Genomic DNA, 22,469 nt, shown 5'->3' on the forward strand with positions numbered 1-22,469 from the left:
GCGGCGCAGCGTGGCCGCTGCGCCGGAGTTCTCTTCTTAATCGAGCGGGTGGATCACCACCCACATCGGTCCCTGGCCCACCGCATAGCGCGCCAGCGGAGTCAGCAATCCCTGCGGCTCGCTGATGCGGTACACTTCGATATGGTGCGATTTCTGACCCGCCGCCACCAGATAACGACCGCTGTGATCGATATTGAAGCCGCGCGGCTGGGTTTCCGTCGGCTGATAGCCCTCGATAGAGAGCAAGCCACCATCTTCGCTGACGCTGAACACCGTAATGGTGCTGCTGGTGCGATCGCAGGCGTAAAGGAAGCGACCGTTGGGGGTCAGATGGATATCCGCCGCCCAGCGCGTTTCGTTAAAGCCCGGCGGCATCATATCCAGCGACTGCACGCGCTCAACTTCGCCGCGCGCATTGCTCAGCGCCCAGACGTCGACGGTGCTGTCGAGTTCGTTAACGCAGTAGGCGTAGCTGCCGTTGGGATGAAACGCCATATGACGCGGACCCGCGCCCTCTACCGTGGTGACCTGCGCCTGCTCGCGCGGCGCCAGCGTGCCGTCGGCGCTCAGGGAGTAAAGGCAGATGCGATCCTGCTTCAGCGCCGGAACGAACAGCGTCTGGTTGGCATTGTCGATATTGGCGGAGTGGCAGCCGTCCAGCTCGCGGATCACCTGAGACGGCGCCTGCGGCAGGCCGTCATCGCCAATCGGGCTGACGCTGACGCAGGCGTCGTTATAGGAGCCGCAAAACAGAAAGTTGCCAGCGCGATCGGTGGAAATATGGGTCGGACTGCCCGGCAGCGGCGCTTCGCCCGCTTCGCTCAGGGTGCCGTCGGCGGCAATGCGGAACGCCAGCACGCGGAAGTTCGGGCGCACGCCGACGTAGAGAAAATCTTTCTTCGGGCTGACCACCATCGGCTGAACCTGGCCGGAGACGTCCGTCACCTGCAACAGCGAAAGTGCGCCCTCTTCATCTAACCGCCACGCGTGGATCTGCTGGCTCTCGGGACTGGCGGTATAAACGACTTGTTTCATGCATTCTCCTTGTTCGCAGCCTGTCAGTTTGTGTCTGTGGCTCACTGTAGCCTGTTTTGCCACGGTGCGCCGGAATCATTTGTGCCCTGCTTTTTGTCTCAGGCCCGCGCCCGGGTGTAGACTCGGTGCCTCTTTAATCCTTTCACTCGGAATAAGCCATGAGCTATCGCGTAATCGCCCTCGACCTTGACGGCACCCTGCTGACGCCCGCGAAAACCATTCTGCCTCAGTCCATCGAGGCGCTGAAGCGCGCCCGTCAGGCTGGCGTCAAGGTGGCTATCGTCACCGGCCGTCACCACTGCGCCATCCACCCTTTTTATCAGGGGCTGGAACTCGATACACCCGCAATCTGCTGCAACGGCACCTATTTGTATGATTATCAGGCAAAAAAGGTGCTGGCTGCCGACCCGCTGGATAAGGACCAGGCGCTGCGCGTGATTGAGATGCTGGATGAGCACCACATTCACGGTCTGCTCTACGTCGACGATGCGATGCTCTATCAGACGCCGACCGGCCACGTAATACGCACCCTGAAATGGGCGGAATCGCTGCCGCCGCATCAGCGTCCGCTGTTTGTTCAGGTGCCGGACCTGGCGCAGGCGGCGCGCGACGCGCAGGCGATCTGGAAGTTCGCGCTTTCCCATGAAAACACTGCCGAACTGCAGCGGTTCGCCACGCTTGTGGAAGCGGAGCTGGGACTGGCGTGCGAATGGTCGTGGCACGATCAGGTGGATATCGCGCAGCGCGGCAACAGCAAAGGCAAGCGGCTGGCGGAGTGGGTCGCCTCGCTGGGCTTCTCTATGCAGGATGTCATCGCCTTCGGCGACAACTATAACGATCTCAGCATGCTGGAAGCCGTCGGGCTGGGCGTGGCGATGGGCAATGCCGACGAGGCGATCAAGGCGCGCGCGAAGCAGGTGATCGGCACCAACCTTGAGCCGGGCATCGCCGAGGTGATCGCGCAGCAGCTGCTGTAATCAGGCGGCGACCGATACGCTTTTAATCTGGGCATAGAGCCACTGATCCGGCCGAATGCCCAGCTCATCCCGTGCCCAGGGCGAAATGCGCGCCCAGAGTTCGCTGACGCCGATGCGCAAACGCACTTCGACCTGATCGCCCACTTCCAGCAGCTCCACCACCTGCGCCGGCAGGATATTGCGTATCGAGCTGAGCTGCGGCGGCTGCAGCGCCAGCGAGACGTCCGCCGAGGCGATACGGATGCGCAGCGGGGTTTTCACCGGATAGTTAACCCGGCTCACCCAGATATGCTGGTCGCCGAGCGACAGCGCGCTCATTGGATAGTCGGGATGATGCTCCAGCACCTGCACGCGCAGCACGCTGGTCAGTTCGCTCACCGGCAGCCAGGGCCGCATCGCGCTGCTGCTCCAGACCTTCTCCAGCGGTCCGAACGCCCTGACGCCGCCGCGATCGAGCACCAGCACGTTTTCCGCCAGCTGCAAAATTTCATCGAGGCTGTGGGTGACGTAGAGCACCGGGATCTCGACCTGTTTCGCCAGCTTCTGCAGATAGGGCATCAGTTCGCGCTTGCGCGGCAGATCGAGCGAGGCGAGCGGCTCGTCCATCAGTAAAATATCGGGCGCGCTCAGCAGCGCGCGGCCAATGGCGACGCGCTGCTTTTCACCGCCGGAGAGCGACAGCGGAAAGCGATCCAGCAGGCTTTCCAGCCCCAGCAGCGCCACCAGCGCGTCGAACTGCCCTTTCATCGCAGGCGACATGCCGTAGTGCAGATTGCCGCGCACGCGATAGTGGGGAAACAGCCGCGCATCCTGAAACACATAGCCGACGCGGCGTTTTTCCGGCGGCAGCATCACGCCCTTCTCAACGTCGAGCAGCACACGGCCGTTAAGCGCAATCGTACCGCGCTGCGGCTGCGTCAACCCGCTAATGGCGTTGATCAGCGACGTCTTGCCTGCGCCGGAGACGCCGAATACTGCGGTAATCCCCTTCGCCGGGATCTGTGCGTCGATATCGAGCTGGTGATCGCCCAGCCGCTGCGAAAAGTTCAGCGTCAGCATCAGGCGCCCATCCTTTTACGGCCCCAGCGCGCCAGCCATTCGGAGACGAGCAGCGACAGCAGCGCCAGCGCGATGGCGATAGCGCACAATCGCGCCGCCGCGCCCTCTGCGCCTGGCGTTTCAATCAGGGTAAACATCGCCAGCGGCAGCGTGCGCGTCTCTTGCGGAATGTTAGAAACGAAAGTAATGGTGGCGCCGAACTCGCCCAGTGAGCGGGCAAAGGCCAGCACGGTGCCGACGATAATGCCGGGCAGCGTCAGCGGCAGCGTGATGGTGAAAAAGACGCGCCAGCGCCCGGCGCCGAGCGTGCGCGCCGCCTGCTCCAGCCGCATATCCACCGCCTCCAGCGCCAGCCGGATGGCGCGCACCATCAGCGGAAAGGCGATCACCGCGGAGGCGAGCGCCGCGCCGCGCCAGCTAAAGGCGAAGCTAAAGCCGAACCAGTCGTAGAGATACTGGCCAATCACGCCGCGTCGGCCCAGGCCGATCAGCAGCAGATAGCCCACCACCACCGGCGGCAACACCAGCGGCAGATGAATAAAGCTGTCGAGCAGCGATTTGCCTGGAAACTGGCAGCGCACCAGAATCCAGGCCGTAAGGATGCCAAACGGCAGGCTGAACAGCACTGCGATGCTGGAGACTTTCAGGCTAAGCACCACCGCCTGCCATTCGGGATCGCTGAGTATCATGCTTTCGGGGAGAATCCGTACTGTTTAAACACCGCGGCCGCTTCCGGCCCTTTCAGATAGTCATAAAACGCCTTCACCGCAGCGTTGTTATGCGCTTTTACTATCGCCATCGGATATTCCACCGGCTTGTGGCTGGCGGCCGGAAAAGTGCCGACAACCTGCACTTTCTTGCTGGCGACCGCGTCTGACCCGTAGACGATGCCGTAGGGCGTTTCGTTGCGCTCCACCAGCGCCAGCGCGGCGCGCACGTTATTGGCGCGCGCCAGCGACGGAGAAACCTGCTCCCAGGCGCCCAGCTTTTGCAGCGCTTCCTGCGCATAGATGCCGGCAGGCACATGATCGGGATCGCCGACCGCCAGACGCTCGCCTTTCAACAGGCTTTTCCAGTCGGTCTGTTGATTCAGCGTAACGGGCTTCGCGCTGTCGCCGCGCGGCGCCACCAGCACCAGTTCATTGCCGAGCAGGGTCACGCGCGTGGCGTCCTCCATGCTCTTTTTCGCTACGGCGTCATCCATCCACTGCTGGTCCGCTGAGATAAAAAGATCGGCGGGCGCGCCCTGCTCAATCTGACGCGCCAGCGTCGAAGAGGAAGCAAACGACGACACCACTTCGACGTCAGTTTTCTTTTTATACTGCGTCGCAATCTCCTGCAGCGCGTTGGTCAGCGACGCGGCGGCGAAGACGGTAACTTTCTCAGCGGCGGCCGCCTGACCGGCCAGCGTGACGCTCAGCGCGGCGGCGATGCCCCAGCGGATTGATGGTAATGACATGGGTGTTCTCCTGTTTTGCGTTGTATAGTCGATGATACAACGCCCGCCTGGGGGAGCGTGATAAAATTATCGGCAGAAAGAGAGGAAGGTTGAGCGAAAGCAAATAAAAACGCCCGCTTGAGCGGGCGTCGTAAAATCAGCGGGTGGAGCGTGAAGCGTGCTCGCGGCGGCCGAATTTCGAGATGACGTTGAACACCTCGCCCAGACCATAGATCAGGCCCAGCATAATCGCCATCACCACCGGCACCATAATCACCGCCACAGCAAGGCTTTTTAACAGTTCCAGCATGGAAGTCTCACTCAGCAAAGCAAAAAAGTGATTGTAACGTCTGAGGAAAAAAACGCACTGCCCTTTTCGTGCTTTTACTTTTTACGCCGCTCACCGCTATGATCGTTGCATTCACACGTTCTGGAGACGCCACTATGCAGGCTGAACTTTCCCTCTCTATCCGGCTGCAGCAGAAGCTGTTCGCCGATCCGCGCCGTATAGCGCTACTGAAACGCATCCGCGAAACCGGCTCTATCAGCCAGGGCGCGAAGCTGGCGGGCATCAGCTACAAAAGCGCCTGGGACGCCATCAATGAGATGAATCAGCTGGCTGACGAGACCCTCGTAGAGCGCGTTACCGGCGGCAAAGGCGGCGGCGGCGCGCAGCTGACGCGCTACGGCGAGCGGCTTATCCAGCTGTTCCAGCTGCTGGAGCAGATTCAGCAAAAGGCGTTCGACGCGCTGCATAACGACACGGTGCCGCTCGACAGCCTGCTGGCGACCATCGCGCGTTTTTCTCTGCAGACCAGCGCGCGCAATCAGCTGTTCGGCACCGTGGTGGCCCATGACGATCGGCATGTGGTGCAGCATCTTCAGGTGCGGCTGGCCGACGGCGCCACCCTGCTTAACGTGGCGCTGACCGAGCGCAGCGTGGCGCGCCTGCAGCTCGAGGCGGGCAAAGAGGTGCTGGTGCTGATCAAAGCGCCATGGATCCAGGTGAGCCGCGAGGCGTCGCAGGCGGATAATCAGCTGAGCGCACAGGTAAGCCAGATTGAACCCGGCGAGCAGATGAGCGAAGTGCTGATGACGCTGCCGAGCGGCGAATCGCTCTGCGCCACGCTCTCTAACCAGCAGGTGCAGCAGCAGAATCTGCAGCCGGGCGACGCCGTCACGGCAAGTTTCAATGCCGAACACGCGATTATCGCTACGCTACTCTGACCTGCGCGCCATGATTTGACTTCCCTGGCGGCACTGGGTACAACCCGGTATTACAGTGCATAAAATGGAACATATCATGGCATTATTGCAAATTTCGCAAGGCACGTTTCGTCTCAGCGACACGCGATTACTGAACCTGAACGATCTGCGACTGACGGGCGGCCAGAGCTGGGCCTTCGTCGGCGCCAACGGCAGCGGCAAATCGTCGCTGGCGCGCGCGCTGGCAGGCGAGCTGGCGCCGGAAAAAGGCACGTTCGCCAGCCGGTTCGCGCGCCCGACGCGCCTGTCGCTGGAACAGCTGCAAAAGCTGGTTGCCGACGAATGGGAACGCAACAACACCGATCTGCTGAGCGAAGGCGAAACCGATACCGGCCGCACCGCGCTGGAGATTATCCAGGATGAGGTACAGGAGGCGGCGCGCGCGCAGGCGCTGGCGGAGCGGTTCGCCATCGGCTACCTGCTCGATCGGCGCTTTAAATACCTCTCCACCGGCGAGACGCGCAAGGTGCTGCTCTGCCAGGCGCTGATGAAACAGCCCGATCTGCTGATCCTCGACGAGCCTTTCGACGGCCTTGACGTCGCCTCGCGCGCCAGCCTGACGGAGACGCTGGCGAACCTGCAGCAGCCCGACGTCGCGCTGGTGCTGGTGCTCAATCGCTTTGACGACATCCCCGATTTTATTCAGCAGGTCGGCGTGCTGGCGGAGTGCACCCTGACTCACGTCGGCGCGCGCGATGCGATCCTGGCGGAGGCGCTGGTGGCGCAGCTGGCGCACAGCGAACGGCTGGAGGGCATGGCCCTGCCGGAGCCGGATGCGCCCGACCAGCTGCCGCCCTTGGCGCAGGGTACGCCGCGCGTCATCCTGCGCAACGGCATGGTCTGCTATAACGACAAAGCGGTGATCAACGGGCTGAACTGGCAGGTCAACGTCGGCGAACACTGGCAGATCGTCGGGCCTAACGGCGCCGGAAAATCGACGCTGCTGAGCCTGGTGACCGGCGATCATCCTCAGGGCTACAGCAACGATCTCTGGCTGTTCGGCATTAAACGCGGCAGCGGCGAAACCATCTGGGATATCAAACAGCATATCGGCTACGTCAGCAGCAGCCTGCATCTGGAGTATCGCGTCAGCGTCAACGTGCGCACCGTGATCCTCTCCGGTTTCTTCGACTCCATCGGCCTCTATCAGGCGGCGTCGGAGCGGCAGAAGGCGCTGGCGCGGCAGTGGCTGGCGCTGCTCGGCATGGATAACGCGCTGGCCGACGCGCCGTTCCATAGCCTCTCCTGGGGCCAGCAGCGGCTGGTGCTGATCGCCCGCGCGCTGGTGAAGCATCCGACGCTGCTGATCCTTGATGAACCGCTGCAGGGGCTGGATCCCATCAATCGCCAGCTAGTGCGCCGCTTCGTCGATATTCTCATCGGCGAAGGCCGCACCCAGCTGCTGTTCGTTTCTCACCACGCGGAAGACGCGCCGCGCTGCATCACCCATCGACTCAGCTTTGTACCTGCCGCCGATGGCTACGCTTATCAGCAAGAAAGTCTGTAATAACTCCCGCGACGCCGCTCTGCGGCGTTCGCCTACTTACTCCGGCCCTATCTATGTAACCGCTACCATTGCTTTGCCCTTTTCACCCCTATAATCGCAAGCAAAAGGCTTTGAATAAGAATTTTCAGCTTGTGTAAACGATTCCATTTATCCAGACTTGATCACGCTTTACCGCGCGATGATGTGCTACTTTTTAACCCTGCCTGTCTGGCTTTTTGACGTTAACCAGGACTCAACATGGAAAAATTTAACCCGGTCGATCATCCGCATCGCCGTTACAATCCGCTGATCGATCAGTGGATCCTCGTTTCGCCCCACCGTGCCAAACGTCCCTGGCAGGGCGCGCAGGAAACCCCTTCGCAAGAGAAGCTGCCGACGCACGATCCCGACTGTTTCCTCTGCGCGGGCAACACGCGCGTCACCGGCGACAAAAACCCTGATTATAAAGGCACTTACGTTTTCACTAACGATTTCGCCGCGCTGATGACCGATACGCCGGAAGCGCCGGAGAGCAGCGACGTACTGATGCGCTGCGAAAGCGCGCGCGGCACCAGCCGGGTGATCTGCTTCTCGCCTGATCACAGCAAGACGCTGCCGGAGATGTCGCTGCCCGCGCTGGAAGAGGTGGTTAAAACCTGGCAGGCGCAGACCGCCGATCTCGGCCAGCACTATCCCTGGGTGCAGGTTTTTGAAAACAAGGGCGCGGCGATGGGCTGCTCTAACCCTCATCCGCACGGCCAGATATGGGCCAACAGTTTTCTGCCTAACGAAGCGCAGCGCGAAGATGCGCATCAGCGCGCCTACTATGCTGCGCACGGCTCGCCGATGCTGGTGGACTACGCCGCGCGCGAACTGAGCGACGGCAGCCGCACCGTGGTCGAAACCGAACACTGGCTGGCAGTGGTGCCCTGGTGGGCGGCCTGGCCGTTCGAAACCCTGCTGCTGCCGAAAGCCCATATCAAACGTCTCAACGATCTCTCGCCGGAACAGAGCGCAGATCTGGCGAAGGCGCTTAAGCAGCTGACCAGCCGCTACGACAACCTGTTTCAGTGCTCTTTCCCCTACTCCATGGGCTGGCACGGCGCGCCGTTCAACGGCGAAGAAAACGATCACTGGCAGCTGCACGCGCACTTTTACCCGCCGCTGCTGCGCTCGGCTACGGTTCGCAAATTTATGGTCGGCTACGAAATGCTGGCTGAAACCCAACGCGATTTAACGGCGGAACAGGCGGCAGAACGTCTACGCGCCGTTAGCGATATTCATTTCCGCGAGGCACAATAATGTTAAAAACCACCACGCAGCAGATTTTCAACGAAACTTTCGGCTATGCCCCGACCCACACCATTCAGGCACCGGGACGCGTGAACCTGATTGGCGAACATACTGACTACAACGACGGCTTCGTGCTGCCGTGCGCTATCGATTATCAGACCGTTATCGCCTGCGCGAAGCGCGACGATCGTCAGGTGCGCGTCGTGGCGGTGGATTACGATAATCAGCAGGACAGCTTCTCGCTCGACGCGCCGATCCTCAGCGTGAAAGAGCCAATGTGGGCCAACTATGTGCGCGGCGTGGTGAAACACCTGCAGCAGCGCGACGCCAGCTTCGGCGGCGTTGATATGGTGATCGCCGGCGACGTGCCGCAGGGCGCGGGCCTCAGCTCGTCGGCGTCGCTGGAAGTGGCGGTCGGCACCGTATTTCAGCAGCTCTATCACCTGAAGCTCGACGGCGCGGCCATCGCCGTCAACGGTCAGGAGGCGGAGAACCAGTTCGTGGGCTGCAACTGCGGCATCATGGACCAGCTTATCTCCGCGCTGGGCAAAAAAGATCACGCCATGCTGCTCGACTGCCGCACCCTCGGCACCCGCCCGGTTTCAATGCCGAAAGATGTCGCGGTGGTGATCATCAACTCTAACTTCCGCCGCAATCTGGTGGGCAGCGAATACAACACGCGCCGCGAGCAGTGCGAAACCGGCGCGCGCTTCTTCGCTCAGCCAGCGCTGCGCGACGTGGATATCGATCAGTTCAAAGCGGTGGAGCATGAGCTGGATCCGCAGGTGGCAAAACGCGTGCGTCACGTGCTGACGGAGAACGCCCGTACCCTGGAGGCGGCCGACGCGCTGAGCAAGGGAGACCTGAAACGTATGGGCGAGCTGATGGCGGAATCGCACGCCTCGATGCGCGACGACTTCGAAATCACCGTGCCGCCGATCGATGCGCTGGTCGAGATCGTTAAGGCGGAGATCGGCGATCGCGGCGGCGTGCGCATGACCGGCGGCGGCTTCGGCGGCTGCGTGGTGGCGCTGATGCCGTTCGATCTGGTGGATCGAGTGAAAGCGGCGGTGGCGGAACAGTACGAAGCGAAAACCGGCATCAAAGAGACCTTTTACGTTTGCACCGCCTCAGAAGGAGCGGGTCAATGCTAAGCGACGTGAATTCACACGCCCCGGACGGCCAGCCGTGGCGCATTACGGTGCTGCGCAACGCCAGCGGCATGGTAGCGACCTTTATGGACTGGGGCGCCACCTGGCTGTCGGCTCGGGTGCCGATGCGCGACGGCAGCGTGCGCGAAACCCTGCTCGGCTGCGCCACGCCGTCCGATTATCTGCATCAGGACGCCTATCTCGGCGCCACCATCGGACGTTACGCCAACCGCATCAGCAAGGCGACGCTGACGCAGCAGGCTATTCAGCTGGCGGCGAACCAGGGCGAGCACCAGCTGCACGGCGGGCCGCAGGGCTTTGACAAGCGCCGCTGGCAGATCGTCAGCCAGAGCGAGAACAGCGTGGTTTACCGTCTGGACTCGCCGGACGGCGACCAGGGCTATCCCGGCAATCTGCTGGCGCAGGTGCGCTATGAGCTGGACGACGACAACTGCCTGTCGATCAGCTATCAGGCAGAGGTCGATCGGCCCTGCCCGGTCAACCTGACCAACCACGCCTACTTTAATCTTGATGCGCATCATGGCGACGCGCGCCAGCATCGCTTACAACTGCTGGCCGAACAGTATCTGCCTGTCGACAGCGACGGTATTCCCAATGCGCCGCTGAAAGCGGTGGCGGGCACCAGCTTCGATTTTCGCGCGGGCAAGGTTGTGGCGCAGGATTTTCTCGCCGACGCCGATCAGCAGGCGGTAAAAGGTTACGATCACGCCTTTCTGCTCGACAGCGCCGGCGACGCCAGCCAGCCAGCCGCGCACCTCTGGTCTGCCGACGGCGAACTGCAGCTGACCGTGACCACTGCCGCGCCCGCGCTGCAGTTCTATACCGGCAACTATCTGGCGGGAACGCGCGCGCGCGAACAGGAAAGCTATACTGCTTTCCAGGGCATTGCGCTGGAGAGCGAATTTTTACCCGATTCGCCGAATCATCCCGAGTGGCCCCAGCCCTCATGCTGGCTGCAGCCGGGCGAGCGCTGGGAGTCGGTGACGCGCTACCGCTTCACGCCGCGCTGAACCGCCTGAAAAACGCGCAGTGCGTTGCCGACAGGCTTACACCCTGCGCCGTTTTCCGCTATGGTATGGCGCTATCCATGTGCCGCCGGGCGCGCGCGTCGGGTTGGTTGCAGCAAGGTTTCCATTATCGTAGAAACATCAAAGAGTTAAGGAGTTAACTATGGCCGTAACTAAGCTGGTTCTGGTCCGCCACGGCGAAAGTCAGTGGAACCAGGAAAACCGCTTCACCGGATGGTATGACGTGGATCTTTCTGATAAAGGTCGCACCGAAGCCAAAGCAGCCGGTCAGCTGCTGAAAAAAGAAGGTTTCGTCTTTGATTTCGCTTACACCTCCGTACTGAAACGCGCCATTCACACTCTGTGGAATGTTCTTGATGAGCTGGATCAGGCCTGGCTGCCGGTAGAGAAATCCTGGCGTCTGAACGAGCGTCACTACGGTGCGCTGCAGGGTCTGGATAAAGCGGAAACCGCGGCCAAATATGGCGACGATCAGGTGAAACAGTGGCGTCGCGGCTTTGCGGTTACGCCGCCGGAGCTGGATCGCAACGACGAGCGTTTCCCTGGCCACGACCCGCGCTATGCGAAGCTGAGCGCTGAGCAGCTGCCGACCACCGAGAGCCTGGCGCTGACCATCGATCGCGTTATCCCTTACTGGAACGAGAGCATTCTGCCGCGCATCAAGAGCGGCGAGAAAGTGATCATCGCGGCGCACGGCAACTCGCTGCGCGCGCTGGTGAAATACCTCGACAACATGAGCGAAGATGAGATCCTCGAGCTGAACATCCCGACCGGCGTGCCGCTGGTGTATGAGTTCGACGAGAATTTCAAACCGATCAAACACTACTATCTGGGCGATGCCGACGAGATTGCCGCGAAAGCCGCCGCCGTCGCTAACCAGGGTAAAGCAAAGTAAGCGTGAGCTGAAAGGTAAAAAGGCCAGACAATGTCTGGCCTTTTTTTATGGCTGCGAATTGAATGTTGAACACTATAAAGGCGCACGGCATTCAAAACGCGGCAAGCATGGACCGAAGAGCAAAGCGTCCCGCGCCAGGGATGGCGCGGGCCGAGCGAGCATGGATGCCTTGAGCGACTTTGCGATCGGTCCATGCTTGCCACGTCAGCACCTTGCTGTCCTTCGCTTTTAATCAGCCGCGGCGCTGCTTCACCGCAGCAGCCAGCTGACGCAGCACCTTATCGGTGTCGCTCCAGCCGATGCAGGCGTCGGTGATGCTCTTGCCGTAGACCAGCGGCTCGCCGCTCTCCAGGCTCTGGTTGCCCTCGACCAGATGGCTCTCGATCATCACGCCGATAATGCCGCGCTCGCCGCCAGAAATCTGCGCCGCCACGTCATCCGCGACTTCCAGCTGCTTCTGATACTGCTTGCTGCTGTTGGCGTGGCTGAAGTCGATCATCACCTGCGGCGGCAGACCCGCCTTCTCCAGCCCGGTTTTCACCGCGCTAACGTGCTGCGCGCTGTAGTTCGGCTCTTTGCCGCCGCGCAAAATAATATGGCAGTCCGCGTTGCCGCTGGTTTCGACAATCGCCGAATGACCATACTTGGTCACTGACAGGAAACAGTGCGGCGAACCCGCGGCGTTGATGGCGTCGATCGCCACCTTGATGGTGCCATCGGTGCCGTTCTTAAAGCCGACCGGACAGGAGAGCCCTGACGCCAGCTCGCGATGCACCTGCGACTCGGTGGTGCGCGCGCCGATAGCGCCCCAGCTCATCAGGTCCGCCACGTACTGCGGCGTGATCATATCGAGAAACTCGCCCGCCGCCGGCAGGCCGCTGTCGTTGATCTCCAGCAGCAGCTGGCGCGCCAGGCGCAGGCCGTCGTTCAGCTGAAAGCTGCCGTCCATATAGGGATCGTTGATCAGCCCTTTCCAGCCGACGGTGGTGCGCGGTTTTTCAAAATAGACGCGCATCACCACTTCCAGCTCGCCTTTCAGCTCGTCGCGCAGCTTCAGCAGGCGCGAAGCGTACTCTTTCGCCGCCTGCGGGTCGTGAATCGAACAGGGGCCGATTACCACCAGCAGGCGATCGTCCTCGCCCTGCAAAATCTGATGGATAGCGTCACGCGCGCGGGCAACGGTGCGCGCGGCATTATCGGTGGCGGGAAACTTCTCCAGCAGCGCAACGGGAGGCAGCAGCTCTTTAATATCCCGAATACGTAAATCATCATTCTGGTAATTCATAAATCATTCCATTTATTCCTGGCCCAACGCGGGTCGGGCACAACCCGACCAATTTATCCCGTTGCGCCCGGAGTGTAAATTCAGGGCGCGTCTTAAATGCATGCGTGAGATTTGCATTTATAGGGTTCTCAACTAGGCTTTTACATGTAAGCACTGAGGAACGCTTCGCTTACATTATTTATCCCTTCCGGACGACCTTTGGGTGAAATTAAATTTCGCCGGAACCTCTTTACGTCAAACTGCACCATCGGGTTCAAAACAGCAGCTATCATTGATTACAGGAGCATAATGATGAATAAGTTTGCAATTATCTTTCTGACGGCAGCAATGACTTTAGGCAGCGGCGCGGCGATGGCCGACAATAACGGCACGGCTAACCAGGCGGCTGAAGCAGGCGCGGCAGCGGGCGGCGCGAAACAGAATCTGCCGCCGAATAATGTCGATAACAACGACATTAATAACACCGGCACCAATACCAATCCTGCGGCCAACGGCGGCAGCACCAGCGGCAGCAATATGTCTGCCAATGAGATGGACCAGAATAGCCAGTGTAAAGACGGCAAATGCCCCGATATTAACAGCAAAGTGCAAACCAAAGAGGGCGGCGGCAAAGTCGACCGCAAAACTGACGGCACCTCGCAGTAATATCTTCTGGAGAGCTTCGGCTCTCCATTATTTTTCTCTGCGTTAACTTCCGCTATGCTGGGGCAATGAATTCTGTCAGGAAACGTTCATGGCCTCGCTGTTGTTAATAGACGATCATCCGCTGGTCGAAGTGGCGCTGGAAGCCGCGCTCGATCGGGCCCCCTTCTCCATCCTTTTACGTTCCGCCGCCAGCGAACAGCAGGCGCGCCAGCTGCTGACGCAGCCCACCGACATTATCGTGCTGGATATCGGCCTGCCGGACGGCGACGGGCTGGAAATCCTGCGTCGCCTTAGGATCCATTTTCCGCAGATCCCCGTGCTGATCTATTCGGCGCAGCAGGGCAGCCACTATGTGCGCAGCGCGCAGGCGCTGGGCGCGGCGGGCTACGTGGTCAAAAGCCAGCGTATGGAGCAGCTGCTGAGCGCGATCCTCGCGGTGCTGGGCGGCCAGCTCGCCTTCCCGCCTGAGGTGACCGCTTCCGCCCTGCCGCTCACCAGCAAAGAGCAGCAGGTGCTGGCGCTGCTGGCAAGCGGTCTCTCGAATCTACAAATCGCCGAGCAGCTGCATATCAGCAATAAAACCGTCAGCACCCATAAAAAGAATATTCTGGAAAAAACCGGCGCGCGCTCGGTGGTGGAGCTGGCCGACCTGTGGAAAGCGCAGCAGTGAGGCGATTCCTGCTGCTGCTGTTGCTCTCTCTCTCGGCCACTTTGACCTGGGCCGAACTGCGGCCGGTCAGCAGCCTGGATCTGCCGATGATGATGCCGGTCAGCGGCGCCGACGCGATGCAGGGAAAGACGCTGCGCGTCGGCCTGCTGGAGGAGAGCAACGCGCCCTGGACGATGCGCGTCGGCGACGAGCTCTACGGCCTGGACGCCGACGCGCTGGCCGCCCTGCATCAGCTTACCGGCGCCCGGTTTACGCTCAGGCTGTTCGCCGATCGCGCGCAGCTGATGGCGGCGCTGCAGAGCGGCCAGATCGATTTTGCGCTGGGCGCGCTGCCGAACCCACTGCCGGCGGGCGTGCTGCACAGCGAAAGCTGGTTCAGCAGCCCGCTGCGCATCTATCGCAGCCAGCGCAACGCGCGTGCCGTGATGTTCAACAGCGAGAATGCGCAGCTCGCCATCAGCCAGGTCACGCTGGCGCAGCTGCCGGCGACGGTGGCGCAAAAGCATCGCTGGCGCACCTACAGCAACGACCTGCAGGCGATTTCGACGCTGCTTAATCAGCAGAACGACTATGTGGTGGCGGATGAGATCAGCGCCAGCTTTCTGCTCAGTCAGCTGCAGCAGGGCGAAATCTACCAGATCGCCTCGCAGCTGGATGTCGGCCAACTGACGCTGCGCGCCTTCGCCCGCGACGCCGCGCTGATCGACTGGATCAACCAGAGTCTGCGTCAGCTGCCCGCCGAGCTGGCGACCAGCCTGCAGTCGCGCTGGGGCGCCCCGCTGCCGCGCTATCAGGATACGCAAACCCTGATGCTGAGCGCGGCAGAGCGCGCCTGGCTCAGCGCCCATCCGGTGATCTACTACGCCGCGGAGAGCGACAACGCCCCCTGGAGCTACCGTGACGGCAGCGGCGCGGCGCGCGGCTACAGCGTCGATCTGCTCAACGCCATCGCGCAGAGCAGCGGCGTGCGCTTCGCGCCGCGCTGGGTCGCCGGACCGCAGCAGGCGGACGAACTGCTGGCGCAGCGTCAGGTGATGCTGCGGCTCACGCTGCCGCTCAGCGGCGACGCGGCGCAAAACGCCACGCTGCCGGTCTGGCGCGCCCTGTGGGGCATCTACAGCCGGCGCGACGCCAGCTTCAGCCGCTGGCACGATCTGGCGGGCAAGCGGGTCGGCATGCTGCGCGACGACGTCGCGACGCGGCTGCTGCCGCCCGAGGTGACGCCGCAGGTGTTTGCCGATCGCGCCAGCCTGTACGACGCGCTGGCGAACGGACAGATCGACGCGCTGGCGGATAACGTGCTGTCGGCGCGCTGGCGCATTGCCGCGCGCTACGGCGATCGACTACGTCTCGCCTTCGCCGCCAGCGATATCGCCTGGCCGGTGGCGCTGGGCGTCGCCGCCGACCAGCCGCTGCTGCGTCCGCTGATCAACCGCGCGCTGCAGCAGATTCCCGTTGATACGCAGCGGCAGATGCGCGACGGCTGGCTGACGCCGCCGCAGCCGGGCAATGCGATGACGATGCGCGCGCTGCCCCAGCTGGTGCTGGCCGCAGCGGGCGCGGCCATCGTCGTGCTGCTGCTGCTGCTGGCGCGCCGCTACTGGCAGCAGCGGCGCGAACGTCTTCAGCGCCAGCAGGCCGAGCGCGCCAACGCGATGAAAAGCCAGTTCCTCGCCACCGTCAGCCATGAGCTGCGCACGCCGATGCAGGCGATCCTCGGTCTGCTGGAACTGGAAAAAGCGCGCTCCGCTAACCTGTCGCTGGTCTACAGCAGCGCCCGTTCGCTGCTGACGCTGCTGAACGATCTGCAGGATCACGCGCGCATCGAGAGCAACAGTTTTACCCTCGCGCCGCGTCCGCTGGCGCTGGAGGCGTGGCTGGCGCAGCAGCAGCGCTTTTATCATCCGCTGATGCGCGCCGGCGGCCCGACGCTGATCGTCGAGGCGCTGACGCCGCTGCCGGAGCGCGTGCTGATCGACGCGGATCGGCTGCAGCAGGTGATCAATAACCTGATGACCAACGCCCTGAAGTTTACCGCTCAGGGCGAGATACGCCTGACGCTCGCCGCCGATGAACGGCTGATCTTCACCCTGCGCGACAGCGGCAGCGGCATTCCGCCGGAAGAGCAGCCGAAGCTGTTCGATCCCTGGTATCAGGCGCCGTCGGGCAAGAAGGTATCGGTGCAGGGCAGCGGCCTGGGCCTGTTTATCTGCCGGGAGATCGTGCAGCGCATGGGCGGTGATATTGCGCTGCGCTCGCAGCCCGGCCACGGCACCGAGGTCAGGGTGACGCTGCCGCTGGAGCGCTGCGAGGCCGCGCCGCAGGAGAACGCCGTGCTGCCGCGCTATGCCGCGCTGCGCTGCGCCATCGTCGACGATCACCCGGCCAACCTGATGGTGCTGCAGCAGCAACTGGCGCGCTTCGCCGTCGAGGCGGACTGCTTTGCCGACGGGCGCGCCCTGCTCCGCGCGGATGCCGAACGGCCCTACGATCTGCTGTTTATCGATCAGATGATGCCGCGTCCGGACGGCCAGCTGCTGCTGCGGCTGCTGCGCCGCCGCGATCGTCAGCGTCAGCGAGCGGCGATGCGTGTGCTCTGCTCCGCCGACGCACAGCTGCTCAGCCTGCCGCTGCAGGCGAACGAGCGCGTGCTGATTAAGCCGGTGCAGTTAGGCGATCTCGCCGCGCTGCTGGCGCATTTCGATCGGGATCCGCTGGCGGCGCTGGATGACAACCTGCGCCAGCTGGCGCAGCAGAGCGAGAAGTTTCTGGCGCGGCTGAGCCGAACGCTGCGCGACGCGCTGAACAACGACGTGGCGCGCATCACGGCGGCGCGCGCGGCGGGCGACTGGCCGCAGCTGGCGGAAGCGGCGCACCGCATGAAGGGAAGCTGGCTGCTTATCGGTCTGGAGCAAGGCGCCGAACTCAGCCAGCGGCTGGCGGATCGGGCTAAAGCGCAGCAGGACGCGCCGGATGAATGGGATTTGCTACTATTACTCACCAACAGGTTACTGATAAAACTGGACTCTTATGGCTCATAACCACGCTCACAGCGCGCCGGCGGGCAATCGCAAACGCCTCGCGGCCGCTTTCGCCGTTACGGCAATCTTTATGCTGGCGGAGGCGGTCGGCGGCTGGATTTCCGGCTCGCTGGCGCTGCTGGCCGATGCCGGACACATGCTTACCGACGCCGCCGCGCTGCTAATGGCGCTGCTGGCGGTGCAGTTCGCCCAGCGCAAGCCCAACGCTCGTCATACCTTCGGGCTGCTGCGTCTTACCACGCTGGCGGCCTTCGTTAACGCCATCGCCCTGCTGGTGATTACCGCGCTGATCGTCTGGGAGGCATTGCGTCGCTTTTACCAGCCGCAGCCGGTGACCGGCGGTTTGATGCTCGGCATCGCGGTCGCGGGCCTGCTGGCCAATATGCTCTCTTTCTGGCTGCTGCATCACGGCAGCGAAGAGAAGAATCTCAACGTGCGCGCCGCCGCGCTGCACGTTATGGGCGATCTGCTCGGCTCGGTGGGCGCGATTGTGGCGGCGTTGATTATCCTCTATACCGGCTGGACGCCCATCGACCCGATTCTGTCGCTGCTGGTGTCGCTGCTGGTGCTGCGCAGCGCCTGGGCGCTGCTGCGCGAGAGCCTGCACGAGCTGCTGGAGGGCGCGCCGGCGGTGATCGATGCAGAGAAGCTGACGCGCGACCTGACGCTGAATATTCCGGAGGTGCGCAACGTGCATCATGTGCACGTCTGGCAGGTCGGCGAGAAGCCGGTGGTGACGCTGCATGTGCATGTGATCCCGCCTTACGACCACGATGCGCTGCTGCAGCGTATCCACCGCTATCTGCACCAGAAGTATCAGATTGGACACGCCACGGTGCAGATGGAGTATCAGCCGTGCGCCACGCCCGACTGCGAGCTGGGCTTCGACGGCGGCTCAGCGACGGCGCATCACCATCATCATCACGGTGAAGAGGCGCACCATCACTGACGCGCCAGCGCGCGCGAGCCGTGCTGCCGCGCGCTCGCTATCCACAGGCGCGAGCCGTTAAGGGCAATCAGCGTCAGGATGACATATTCCAGCGCCATGGCGTAGACGCCCTGGCGCGCGAAGATCATCACGCTGATCACGTCGATTACCACCCACAGCAGCCAGTTCTCGACATATTTGCGCGTCATCAGGATCATCGCCACGATGGAGAGCACCATCATGCTGGCGTCCCAGAACGGAAAGGCATCAGGCTGCAGCGTCGGCATCGCCACTTGCAGGCCGAGCGCGTTCATCAGCGACACGGCGATCTGCGTCAGGAAGGCGAAGACCGGATCGATATAGCGCGTCATCAGCGCAATGGCGACGACGCAGACCGCGCCCCATCCCAGCGCCTTCGGCAGCGACAGCCAGCGGATTTTTAGCGCCGCCTGGCGATCGTCGGTCTGCCGGCTCCAGGCGTACCAGCCATAGACGTTGGCGACGAAAAAGAAGAGCTGCAGCAGCAGGCTGGCGTAGAGCTGGATCTGGAAGAAAATGGCGGCGAACAGCGTGACGTTAATCAGGCCGAACGGATAGTTGATCACTTTTTCCAGGCTGGCGAGCCAGATGCAGAGCAGACCCGCCAGCGTGCCGATGGCTTCAATCCACGAGAGATCGTAGCCGCCCGCGCCGATCGGGATATGAACCAGGATATTGCTTGTGCTGAAAAAATCCATCATCGGTTCCTCAGGCGTTCCCTTTTACCTTCAGTTTGAGATCCGCAGCGAAAGAGAGCATGCGGTTGAGCGGCAATAATGCCGCCTCGCGCAGCGCGGCATCAACCTCTATTTCATGCTGCGCGCCGCCCTGCTCCAGCCCCTCGGCGATAGCTTTCAGGCCGTTCATCGCCATCCACGGGCAGTGCGCGCAGCTGCGGCAGGTCGCCCCTTCGCCTGCAGTCGGCGCTTCCAGCAGCGTTTTTTCCGGCACCGCCTGCTGCATTTTGTAGAAGATGCCGCGATCGGTCGCCACGATCATCTGCGGATGCGGCAGCTGCTGCGCCGCCTGGATCAGCTGGCTGGTGGAGCCGACCGCGTCGGCAAGATCGACCACCGCCTGCGGCGATTCCGGATGCACCAGCACCGCCGCGTCGGGATAGAGCGCCTTCATGCGCAGCAGCGCCTGGGTTTTAAATTCGTCATGCACGATGCAGGCGCCCTGCCAGCAGAGCACGTCCGCGCCGGTTTTCTGCGTGACGTAGCGGCCGAGATGGCGATCCGGCGCCCAGATGATTTTTTCGCCCAGGCTGTCGAGATGGTCGATCAGCTCTACCGCGATGCTGGAGGTGACCACCCAGTCGGCGCGCGCTTTGACCGCCGCCGAGGTGTTGGCGTAGACCACCACGGTGCGGTCGGGATGGGCGTCGCAGAAGGCGTTGAATTCGTCGATGGGGCAGCCGAGGTCGAGCGAGCACTCCGCCTGCAGCGTCGGCATCAGCACGGTTTTCTCCGGGCTGAGGATTTTGGCGGTTTCGCCCATAAAACGCACGCCCGCCACCAGCAGCGTCGACGCCGGATGCGCGCTGCCGAAGCGCGCCATCTCCAGCGAGTCCGCCACGCAGCCGCCGGTCTCTTCCGCCAGCGCCTGGATTTCCGGGTCGGTGTAGTAGTGCGCCACGATAACCGCGTCGCGCTCTTTTAGCAGGCGTTTGATTTTACTCAGATAAAATTCTTTTTCGTCGCCGCTGAGGCGCGCAGGTTTCGCGGGAAAGGGCCAGGCCGCGCTGTCTGTATCGAATAAAGCACTCATTACACCGCTCTCGTTTTATTAAATGAACGAAAATCGCTTAAGACGGCGAAAACTGACGTTCATCCCGCCATCGTGTTTTATATGCTAAACACGATAGCGGAAACGCGCGGCGGTGTCGTGCTCTTTTTTAGACGCGCGGCGGCGAAGGCTCCTCGGTGAATAGCGGCAGCACGGCCCCCTTTTGCGGCATTTCCAGATCCAGCAGGAAGGCTTTGACCTCCAGACCGCCAGCGAAACCGGTCAGCTTGCCGTTGGCGCCGATGACGCGATGGCAAGGCGCGACGATAGAGATCGGATTTCTGCCGTTCGCCGCGCCGACCGCGCGCACCGCCTGCGGATGGCCGATCTGGCGGGCGATTTCGCTGTAGCTGCGCGTTTCGCCGAAGGGGATCGCCACCAGCGCGTTCCACACTTTTTTCTGAAACTCAGTGCCGACGAAGTCGAGCGGCAGCGTGAAGCAGCGGCGCTCGCCGGCAAAGTACTCTCGCAGCTGGCGCTCCGCCTCGATCAGGATTGGATGCGACTCGTCGCGCGTTTGCGGCAGAAAGCGCGCGCCGTGCGGGTCGTCGTTTTTCCAGAGTATGCCTGCAAGTCCGCGATCGCTCGCCACCAGTTTCAGTTCGCCCACCGGCGTGGAGACAAGTTTGTAGTGATACATGATGCTGTTCTCCCTGTTTGAGACATCCGCTATTGTCGCATTTTAGCCACTGCGCGCTGGCCGTTTTCGGCCATCAGACTAAACTGCTTTGCTGTCCGAAAACAGCGAGTCTGCATCAGAAAGCGGGTATAGGCTCTGTTTATTTGCAGGAGTCACTATGTTCGATCCTGAGATTGCTTATCAGGCGCTCACCTCGCGCGATACCCGTTTCGACGGGGTGTTTTTCGTTGGCGTCACCTCGACCGGCATTTACTGTCGACCCATCTGCCCGGTTAAAGCGCCGCAGCAGAAGAACTGTCTGTTTTTCGCCAGCGCCGAAGCGGCGGAGAAGGCCCATTTCCGCCCCTGCCTGCGCTGTCGCCCCGAGCTTGCGCCGGGCAACGCGCCGGTCGATCAGCCTCACCGCATGGCGGACAGGCTGATTCAGCGCATCGAGGAGGGCATGCTGGAGGAGAGCGAAGGGCTGGAGGCGATCGCCGCCGAGTTTGGCGTCAGCCTGCGCCAGCTGCGCCGCATCGTGCAGCAGGAGCTGGGCGTGTCGCCGCTGGAGCTGAAGCAGACGCGGCGCATGCTGCTGGCGAAGCAGCTGCTGACGGAGACGCAGCTGCCGGTGACGGATGTCGCCTATGCCAGCGGCTTTAGCAGCCTGCGCCGCTTTAACGATGTGTTTCAGGCGCGCTACCGCATGACGCCGAGCGCGCTGCGCAAGGGCGTCAGCGCTTCGACGCGCGCGCAGCCGGGCGACAGCACCACCCTGCTGATGGTCTATCGTCCGCCGTACGACTGGGAGGCGATGCTGGCTTTTTTGCAGACCCACCTGATGAAAGAGGTCGAGGCGGTGCAGGATGGCGCGTATCGGCGCACCGTGGCGCTGGGACGCTGTCGCGGCTGGGTTAGCGTGTCGCATCTGCCGCAGAAGTGCGCGCTGCAGCTGACCTTTTCCACCTCGCTGACGCCGGTGCTGCCGCTACTGCTGCGCCGCCTGCGCGATCTTTTCGACCTTAACGCACAGCCGCAGCTTATCGCTGACCGGCTGGCGCAGGATGCGCTGCTGGCGCCGAGCCTGGCGCGCAATCCCGGTTTGCGCGTGCCGGGCGCATTTGACGCCTTTGAGCTTGGCGTGCGCGCCATTATCGGGCAGCAGGTGACGGTGAAGGCCGCGACCACCGTGAGCAGCCGTTTTGCCGCCGCCTTTGGCGAGCCCTGCGTGACCCCTTTTCCCGATCTGACGCGCTACGCCGCGCTGCCGGAGCGCGTCGCCAGCCTGACGGTGGACGACGTTGCGCCGCTCGGCATCGTGAGCGCGCGCTCGCGCGCCATTATCGCCTTTGCGCAGGCGTGTGCCGGCGGCTCGCTGCGCTTTAACGCCACGCAGTCGCCGGAGACGGTGATGAAGCAGCTGGTGGCGCTGCCGGGCATTGGCCCCTGGACGGCGCACTATATTGCGATGCGCGCCCTGCGCTGGCCGGACGCGTTCCCCAAGGAAGATATCGCCATTCGTAATAATCTGGGCGGCCTGAAGCCCGCCGAGGCGGAGGCGCGTTCGCAGCAGTGGCGTCCGTGGCGCAGCTACGCGGTGATGCATATCTGGGAGAATCTCACCGTAGCAAAGGCGAAGAAAGAATCTTAACGAGGCGCGGGATAGCCATAGCTGCAGGTATAGTGCGCGGCGCAGAGGTAGCGAGCGCGATCGCAAAGGAATCCCACATCCCTGTGGGTCGGCCTCGCCATCCTGGCTCGAACGCTTTGCTCTTCGCGCTCGCCACCCCTGCGCCAGTCTGGCT

Annotated in this window: 21 protein-coding genes; 12 read left to right on the forward strand and 9 right to left on the reverse strand. The window is 62.4% G+C overall.

Going from position 1 to position 22,469, the window contains the following annotated elements:
* Positions 1-36: 36 nt before the first annotated feature.
* Positions 37-1,035, reverse strand: a complete 999-nt coding sequence (pgl, locus tag PVE98_RS13705; protein ID WP_096072813.1) for a 6-phosphogluconolactonase — start codon at positions 1,033-1,035, stop codon at positions 37-39.
* A 158-nt stretch (positions 1,036-1,193) separates the two neighbouring features.
* On the opposite strand from pgl, the gene PVE98_RS13710 reads away from it, so the two are divergent.
* Positions 1,194-2,012: a pyridoxal phosphatase gene (locus tag PVE98_RS13710; protein ID WP_096072812.1), complete on the forward strand. Its 819-nt coding sequence runs from the start codon at positions 1,194-1,196 to the stop codon at positions 2,010-2,012.
* Here PVE98_RS13710 and modC read toward each other — a convergent pair whose 3' ends face one another.
* The 4 genes from modC to PVE98_RS13730 all read right to left on the reverse strand — a co-directional run bounded on the left by modC (position 2,013) and on the right by PVE98_RS13730 (position 4,819).
* The gene (gene modC, locus PVE98_RS13715) at positions 2,013-3,071 is read right to left on the reverse strand and encodes a molybdenum ABC transporter ATP-binding protein ModC (protein WP_033751626.1); all 1,059 of its coding nucleotides are present in this window, start codon (positions 3,069-3,071) and stop codon (positions 2,013-2,015) included.
* Positions 3,071-3,760: a molybdate ABC transporter permease subunit gene (gene modB, locus PVE98_RS13720; RefSeq protein WP_096072811.1), complete on the reverse strand. Its 690-nt coding sequence runs from the start codon at positions 3,758-3,760 to the stop codon at positions 3,071-3,073. The genes modC and modB overlap by 1 nt, the downstream gene beginning before the upstream one ends.
* A complete protein-coding gene (gene modA / locus PVE98_RS13725) occupies positions 3,757-4,530 on the reverse strand; it encodes a molybdate ABC transporter substrate-binding protein (protein WP_033751631.1) in 774 nt (257 codons plus the stop codon). The genes modB and modA overlap by 4 nt, the downstream gene beginning before the upstream one ends.
* A 136-nt stretch (positions 4,531-4,666) precedes the next feature.
* Positions 4,667-4,819 carry an AcrZ family multidrug efflux pump-associated protein gene (locus PVE98_RS13730; RefSeq protein ID WP_033751635.1) on the reverse strand — a complete coding sequence of 51 codons (153 nt, stop codon included), beginning with the start codon at positions 4,817-4,819 and terminating at the stop codon, positions 4,667-4,669.
* A gap of 134 nt (positions 4,820-4,953) precedes the next feature.
* Between PVE98_RS13730 and modE the strand changes: the two genes are divergently transcribed.
* From modE to gpmA, 6 genes are all read left to right on the forward strand, one after another.
* A complete protein-coding gene (gene modE, locus PVE98_RS13735) occupies positions 4,954-5,736 on the forward strand; it encodes a molybdenum-dependent transcriptional regulator (protein WP_033751637.1) in 783 nt (260 codons plus the stop codon).
* A gap of 76 nt (positions 5,737-5,812) precedes the next feature.
* On the forward strand, positions 5,813-7,282 hold the full coding sequence (gene modF, locus PVE98_RS13740) for a molybdate ABC transporter ATP-binding protein ModF (protein WP_096072810.1): 1,470 nt from the start codon (positions 5,813-5,815) through the stop codon (positions 7,280-7,282).
* A 237-nt stretch (positions 7,283-7,519) separates the two neighbouring features.
* Positions 7,520-8,563 (forward strand): galactose-1-phosphate uridylyltransferase, encoded by a 1,044-nt coding sequence (galT, locus tag PVE98_RS13745; RefSeq protein ID WP_096072809.1) that lies wholly within the window; start codon positions 7,520-7,522, stop codon positions 8,561-8,563.
* Positions 8,560-9,708, forward strand: coding sequence for a galactokinase (gene galK / locus PVE98_RS13750; RefSeq protein ID WP_369826198.1), 1,149 nt, complete (start codon positions 8,560-8,562; stop codon positions 9,706-9,708). The genes galT and galK overlap by 4 nt, the downstream gene beginning before the upstream one ends.
* Positions 9,702-10,736: a galactose-1-epimerase gene (galM, locus tag PVE98_RS13755; RefSeq protein WP_096072808.1), complete on the forward strand. Its 1,035-nt coding sequence runs from the start codon at positions 9,702-9,704 to the stop codon at positions 10,734-10,736. The genes galK and galM overlap by 7 nt, the downstream gene beginning before the upstream one ends.
* 160 nt (positions 10,737-10,896) lie before the next feature.
* Positions 10,897-11,649, forward strand: a complete 753-nt coding sequence (gpmA, locus tag PVE98_RS13760) for a 2,3-diphosphoglycerate-dependent phosphoglycerate mutase (RefSeq protein WP_033751646.1) — start codon at positions 10,897-10,899, stop codon at positions 11,647-11,649.
* 232 nt (positions 11,650-11,881) lie between these two features.
* Here gpmA and aroG read toward each other — a convergent pair whose 3' ends face one another.
* Complete coding sequence (gene aroG, locus PVE98_RS13765; RefSeq protein WP_096072807.1) at positions 11,882-12,934, reverse strand: 3-deoxy-7-phosphoheptulonate synthase AroG; 1,053 nt, start codon at positions 12,932-12,934, stop codon at positions 11,882-11,884.
* A 288-nt stretch (positions 12,935-13,222) separates the two neighbouring features.
* Here aroG and PVE98_RS13770 point away from each other — a divergent pair, with 288 nt between their 5' ends.
* The 4 genes from PVE98_RS13770 (at position 13,223) to zitB (ending at position 18,239) form a co-directional block, all read left to right on the forward strand.
* Positions 13,223-13,579: a YbgS-like family protein gene (locus tag PVE98_RS13770; protein WP_096072806.1), complete on the forward strand. Its 357-nt coding sequence runs from the start codon at positions 13,223-13,225 to the stop codon at positions 13,577-13,579.
* 88 nt (positions 13,580-13,667) lie between these two features.
* Positions 13,668-14,249, forward strand: a complete 582-nt coding sequence (locus PVE98_RS13775) for a response regulator transcription factor (RefSeq protein WP_096072805.1) — start codon at positions 13,668-13,670, stop codon at positions 14,247-14,249.
* Complete coding sequence (locus tag PVE98_RS13780; protein ID WP_096072804.1) at positions 14,231-17,290, forward strand: ATP-binding protein; 3,060 nt, start codon at positions 14,231-14,233, stop codon at positions 17,288-17,290. Before PVE98_RS13775 ends, PVE98_RS13780 begins: the two co-directional genes overlap by 19 nt.
* Positions 17,280-18,239, forward strand: a complete 960-nt coding sequence (gene zitB / locus PVE98_RS13785; protein ID WP_096072803.1) for a CDF family zinc transporter ZitB — start codon at positions 17,280-17,282, stop codon at positions 18,237-18,239. Before PVE98_RS13780 ends, zitB begins: the two co-directional genes overlap by 11 nt.
* Here zitB and pnuC read toward each other — a convergent pair.
* From pnuC to PVE98_RS13800, 3 genes are all read right to left on the reverse strand, one after another.
* On the reverse strand, positions 18,233-18,955 hold the full coding sequence (gene pnuC / locus PVE98_RS13790) for a nicotinamide riboside transporter PnuC (protein ID WP_096072802.1): 723 nt from the start codon (positions 18,953-18,955) through the stop codon (positions 18,233-18,235). The two genes, zitB and pnuC, sit on opposite strands and share 7 nt — an antisense overlap.
* A gap of 10 nt (positions 18,956-18,965) precedes the next feature.
* Positions 18,966-20,027 carry a quinolinate synthase NadA gene (gene nadA, locus PVE98_RS13795; RefSeq protein ID WP_033751664.1) on the reverse strand — a complete coding sequence of 354 codons (1,062 nt, stop codon included), beginning with the start codon at positions 20,025-20,027 and terminating at the stop codon, positions 18,966-18,968.
* 127 nt (positions 20,028-20,154) lie between these two features.
* Entirely contained in the window at positions 20,155-20,685 is a 531-nt protein-coding gene (locus PVE98_RS13800; protein WP_096072801.1) for a methylated-DNA--[protein]-cysteine S-methyltransferase, read from the reverse strand.
* Positions 20,686-20,842: 157 nt separating this feature from the next.
* Here PVE98_RS13800 and PVE98_RS13805 point away from each other — a divergent pair, with 157 nt between their 5' ends.
* Positions 20,843-22,315 (forward strand): AlkA N-terminal domain-containing protein, encoded by a 1,473-nt coding sequence (locus PVE98_RS13805; RefSeq protein ID WP_096072800.1) that lies wholly within the window; start codon positions 20,843-20,845, stop codon positions 22,313-22,315.
* The last annotated feature ends 154 nt before the right edge of the window (positions 22,316-22,469 follow it).

Origin of the sequence: Pantoea sp. GABEPS69 (assembly GCF_045780835.1) — a bacterium.
GTDB classification, from domain to species: domain Bacteria; phylum Pseudomonadota; class Gammaproteobacteria; order Enterobacterales; family Enterobacteriaceae; genus Pantoea; species Pantoea septica.

Excerpts from the sequence above, each read along its gene's own strand:
- PVE98_RS13800 (WP_096072801.1), bottom strand. The coding sequence starts at position 20,685 with ATGTATCACTACAAACTTGTCTCCACGCCGGTGGGCGAACTGAAACTG.
- modA (WP_033751631.1), bottom strand. The coding sequence starts at position 4,530 with ATGTCATTACCATCAATCCGCTGGGGCATCGCCGCCGCGCTGAGCGTC.
- modE (WP_033751637.1), top strand. The coding sequence starts at position 4,954 with ATGCAGGCTGAACTTTCCCTCTCTATCCGGCTGCAGCAGAAGCTGTTC.
- nadA (WP_033751664.1), bottom strand. The coding sequence starts at position 20,027 with ATGAGTGCTTTATTCGATACAGACAGCGCGGCCTGGCCCTTTCCCGCG.
- galM (WP_096072808.1), top strand. The coding sequence starts at position 9,702 with ATGCTAAGCGACGTGAATTCACACGCCCCGGACGGCCAGCCGTGGCGC.
- pgl (WP_096072813.1), bottom strand. The coding sequence starts at position 1,035 with ATGAAACAAGTCGTTTATACCGCCAGTCCCGAGAGCCAGCAGATCCAC.
- pnuC (WP_096072802.1), bottom strand. The coding sequence starts at position 18,955 with ATGGATTTTTTCAGCACAAGCAATATCCTGGTTCATATCCCGATCGGC.
- zitB (WP_096072803.1), top strand. The coding sequence starts at position 17,280 with ATGGCTCATAACCACGCTCACAGCGCGCCGGCGGGCAATCGCAAACGC.
- modB (WP_096072811.1), bottom strand. The coding sequence starts at position 3,760 with ATGATACTCAGCGATCCCGAATGGCAGGCGGTGGTGCTTAGCCTGAAA.
- gpmA (WP_033751646.1), top strand. The coding sequence starts at position 10,897 with ATGGCCGTAACTAAGCTGGTTCTGGTCCGCCACGGCGAAAGTCAGTGG.
- aroG (WP_096072807.1), bottom strand. The coding sequence starts at position 12,934 with ATGAATTACCAGAATGATGATTTACGTATTCGGGATATTAAAGAGCTG.
- galT (WP_096072809.1), top strand. The coding sequence starts at position 7,520 with ATGGAAAAATTTAACCCGGTCGATCATCCGCATCGCCGTTACAATCCG.
- PVE98_RS13710 (WP_096072812.1), top strand. The coding sequence starts at position 1,194 with ATGAGCTATCGCGTAATCGCCCTCGACCTTGACGGCACCCTGCTGACG.
- PVE98_RS13730 (WP_033751635.1), bottom strand. The coding sequence starts at position 4,819 with ATGCTGGAACTGTTAAAAAGCCTTGCTGTGGCGGTGATTATGGTGCCG.
- modC (WP_033751626.1), bottom strand. The coding sequence starts at position 3,071 with ATGCTGACGCTGAACTTTTCGCAGCGGCTGGGCGATCACCAGCTCGAT.
- modF (WP_096072810.1), top strand. The coding sequence starts at position 5,813 with ATGGCATTATTGCAAATTTCGCAAGGCACGTTTCGTCTCAGCGACACG.
- PVE98_RS13805 (WP_096072800.1), top strand. The coding sequence starts at position 20,843 with ATGTTCGATCCTGAGATTGCTTATCAGGCGCTCACCTCGCGCGATACC.
- PVE98_RS13770 (WP_096072806.1), top strand. The coding sequence starts at position 13,223 with ATGATGAATAAGTTTGCAATTATCTTTCTGACGGCAGCAATGACTTTA.
- PVE98_RS13775 (WP_096072805.1), top strand. The coding sequence starts at position 13,668 with ATGGCCTCGCTGTTGTTAATAGACGATCATCCGCTGGTCGAAGTGGCG.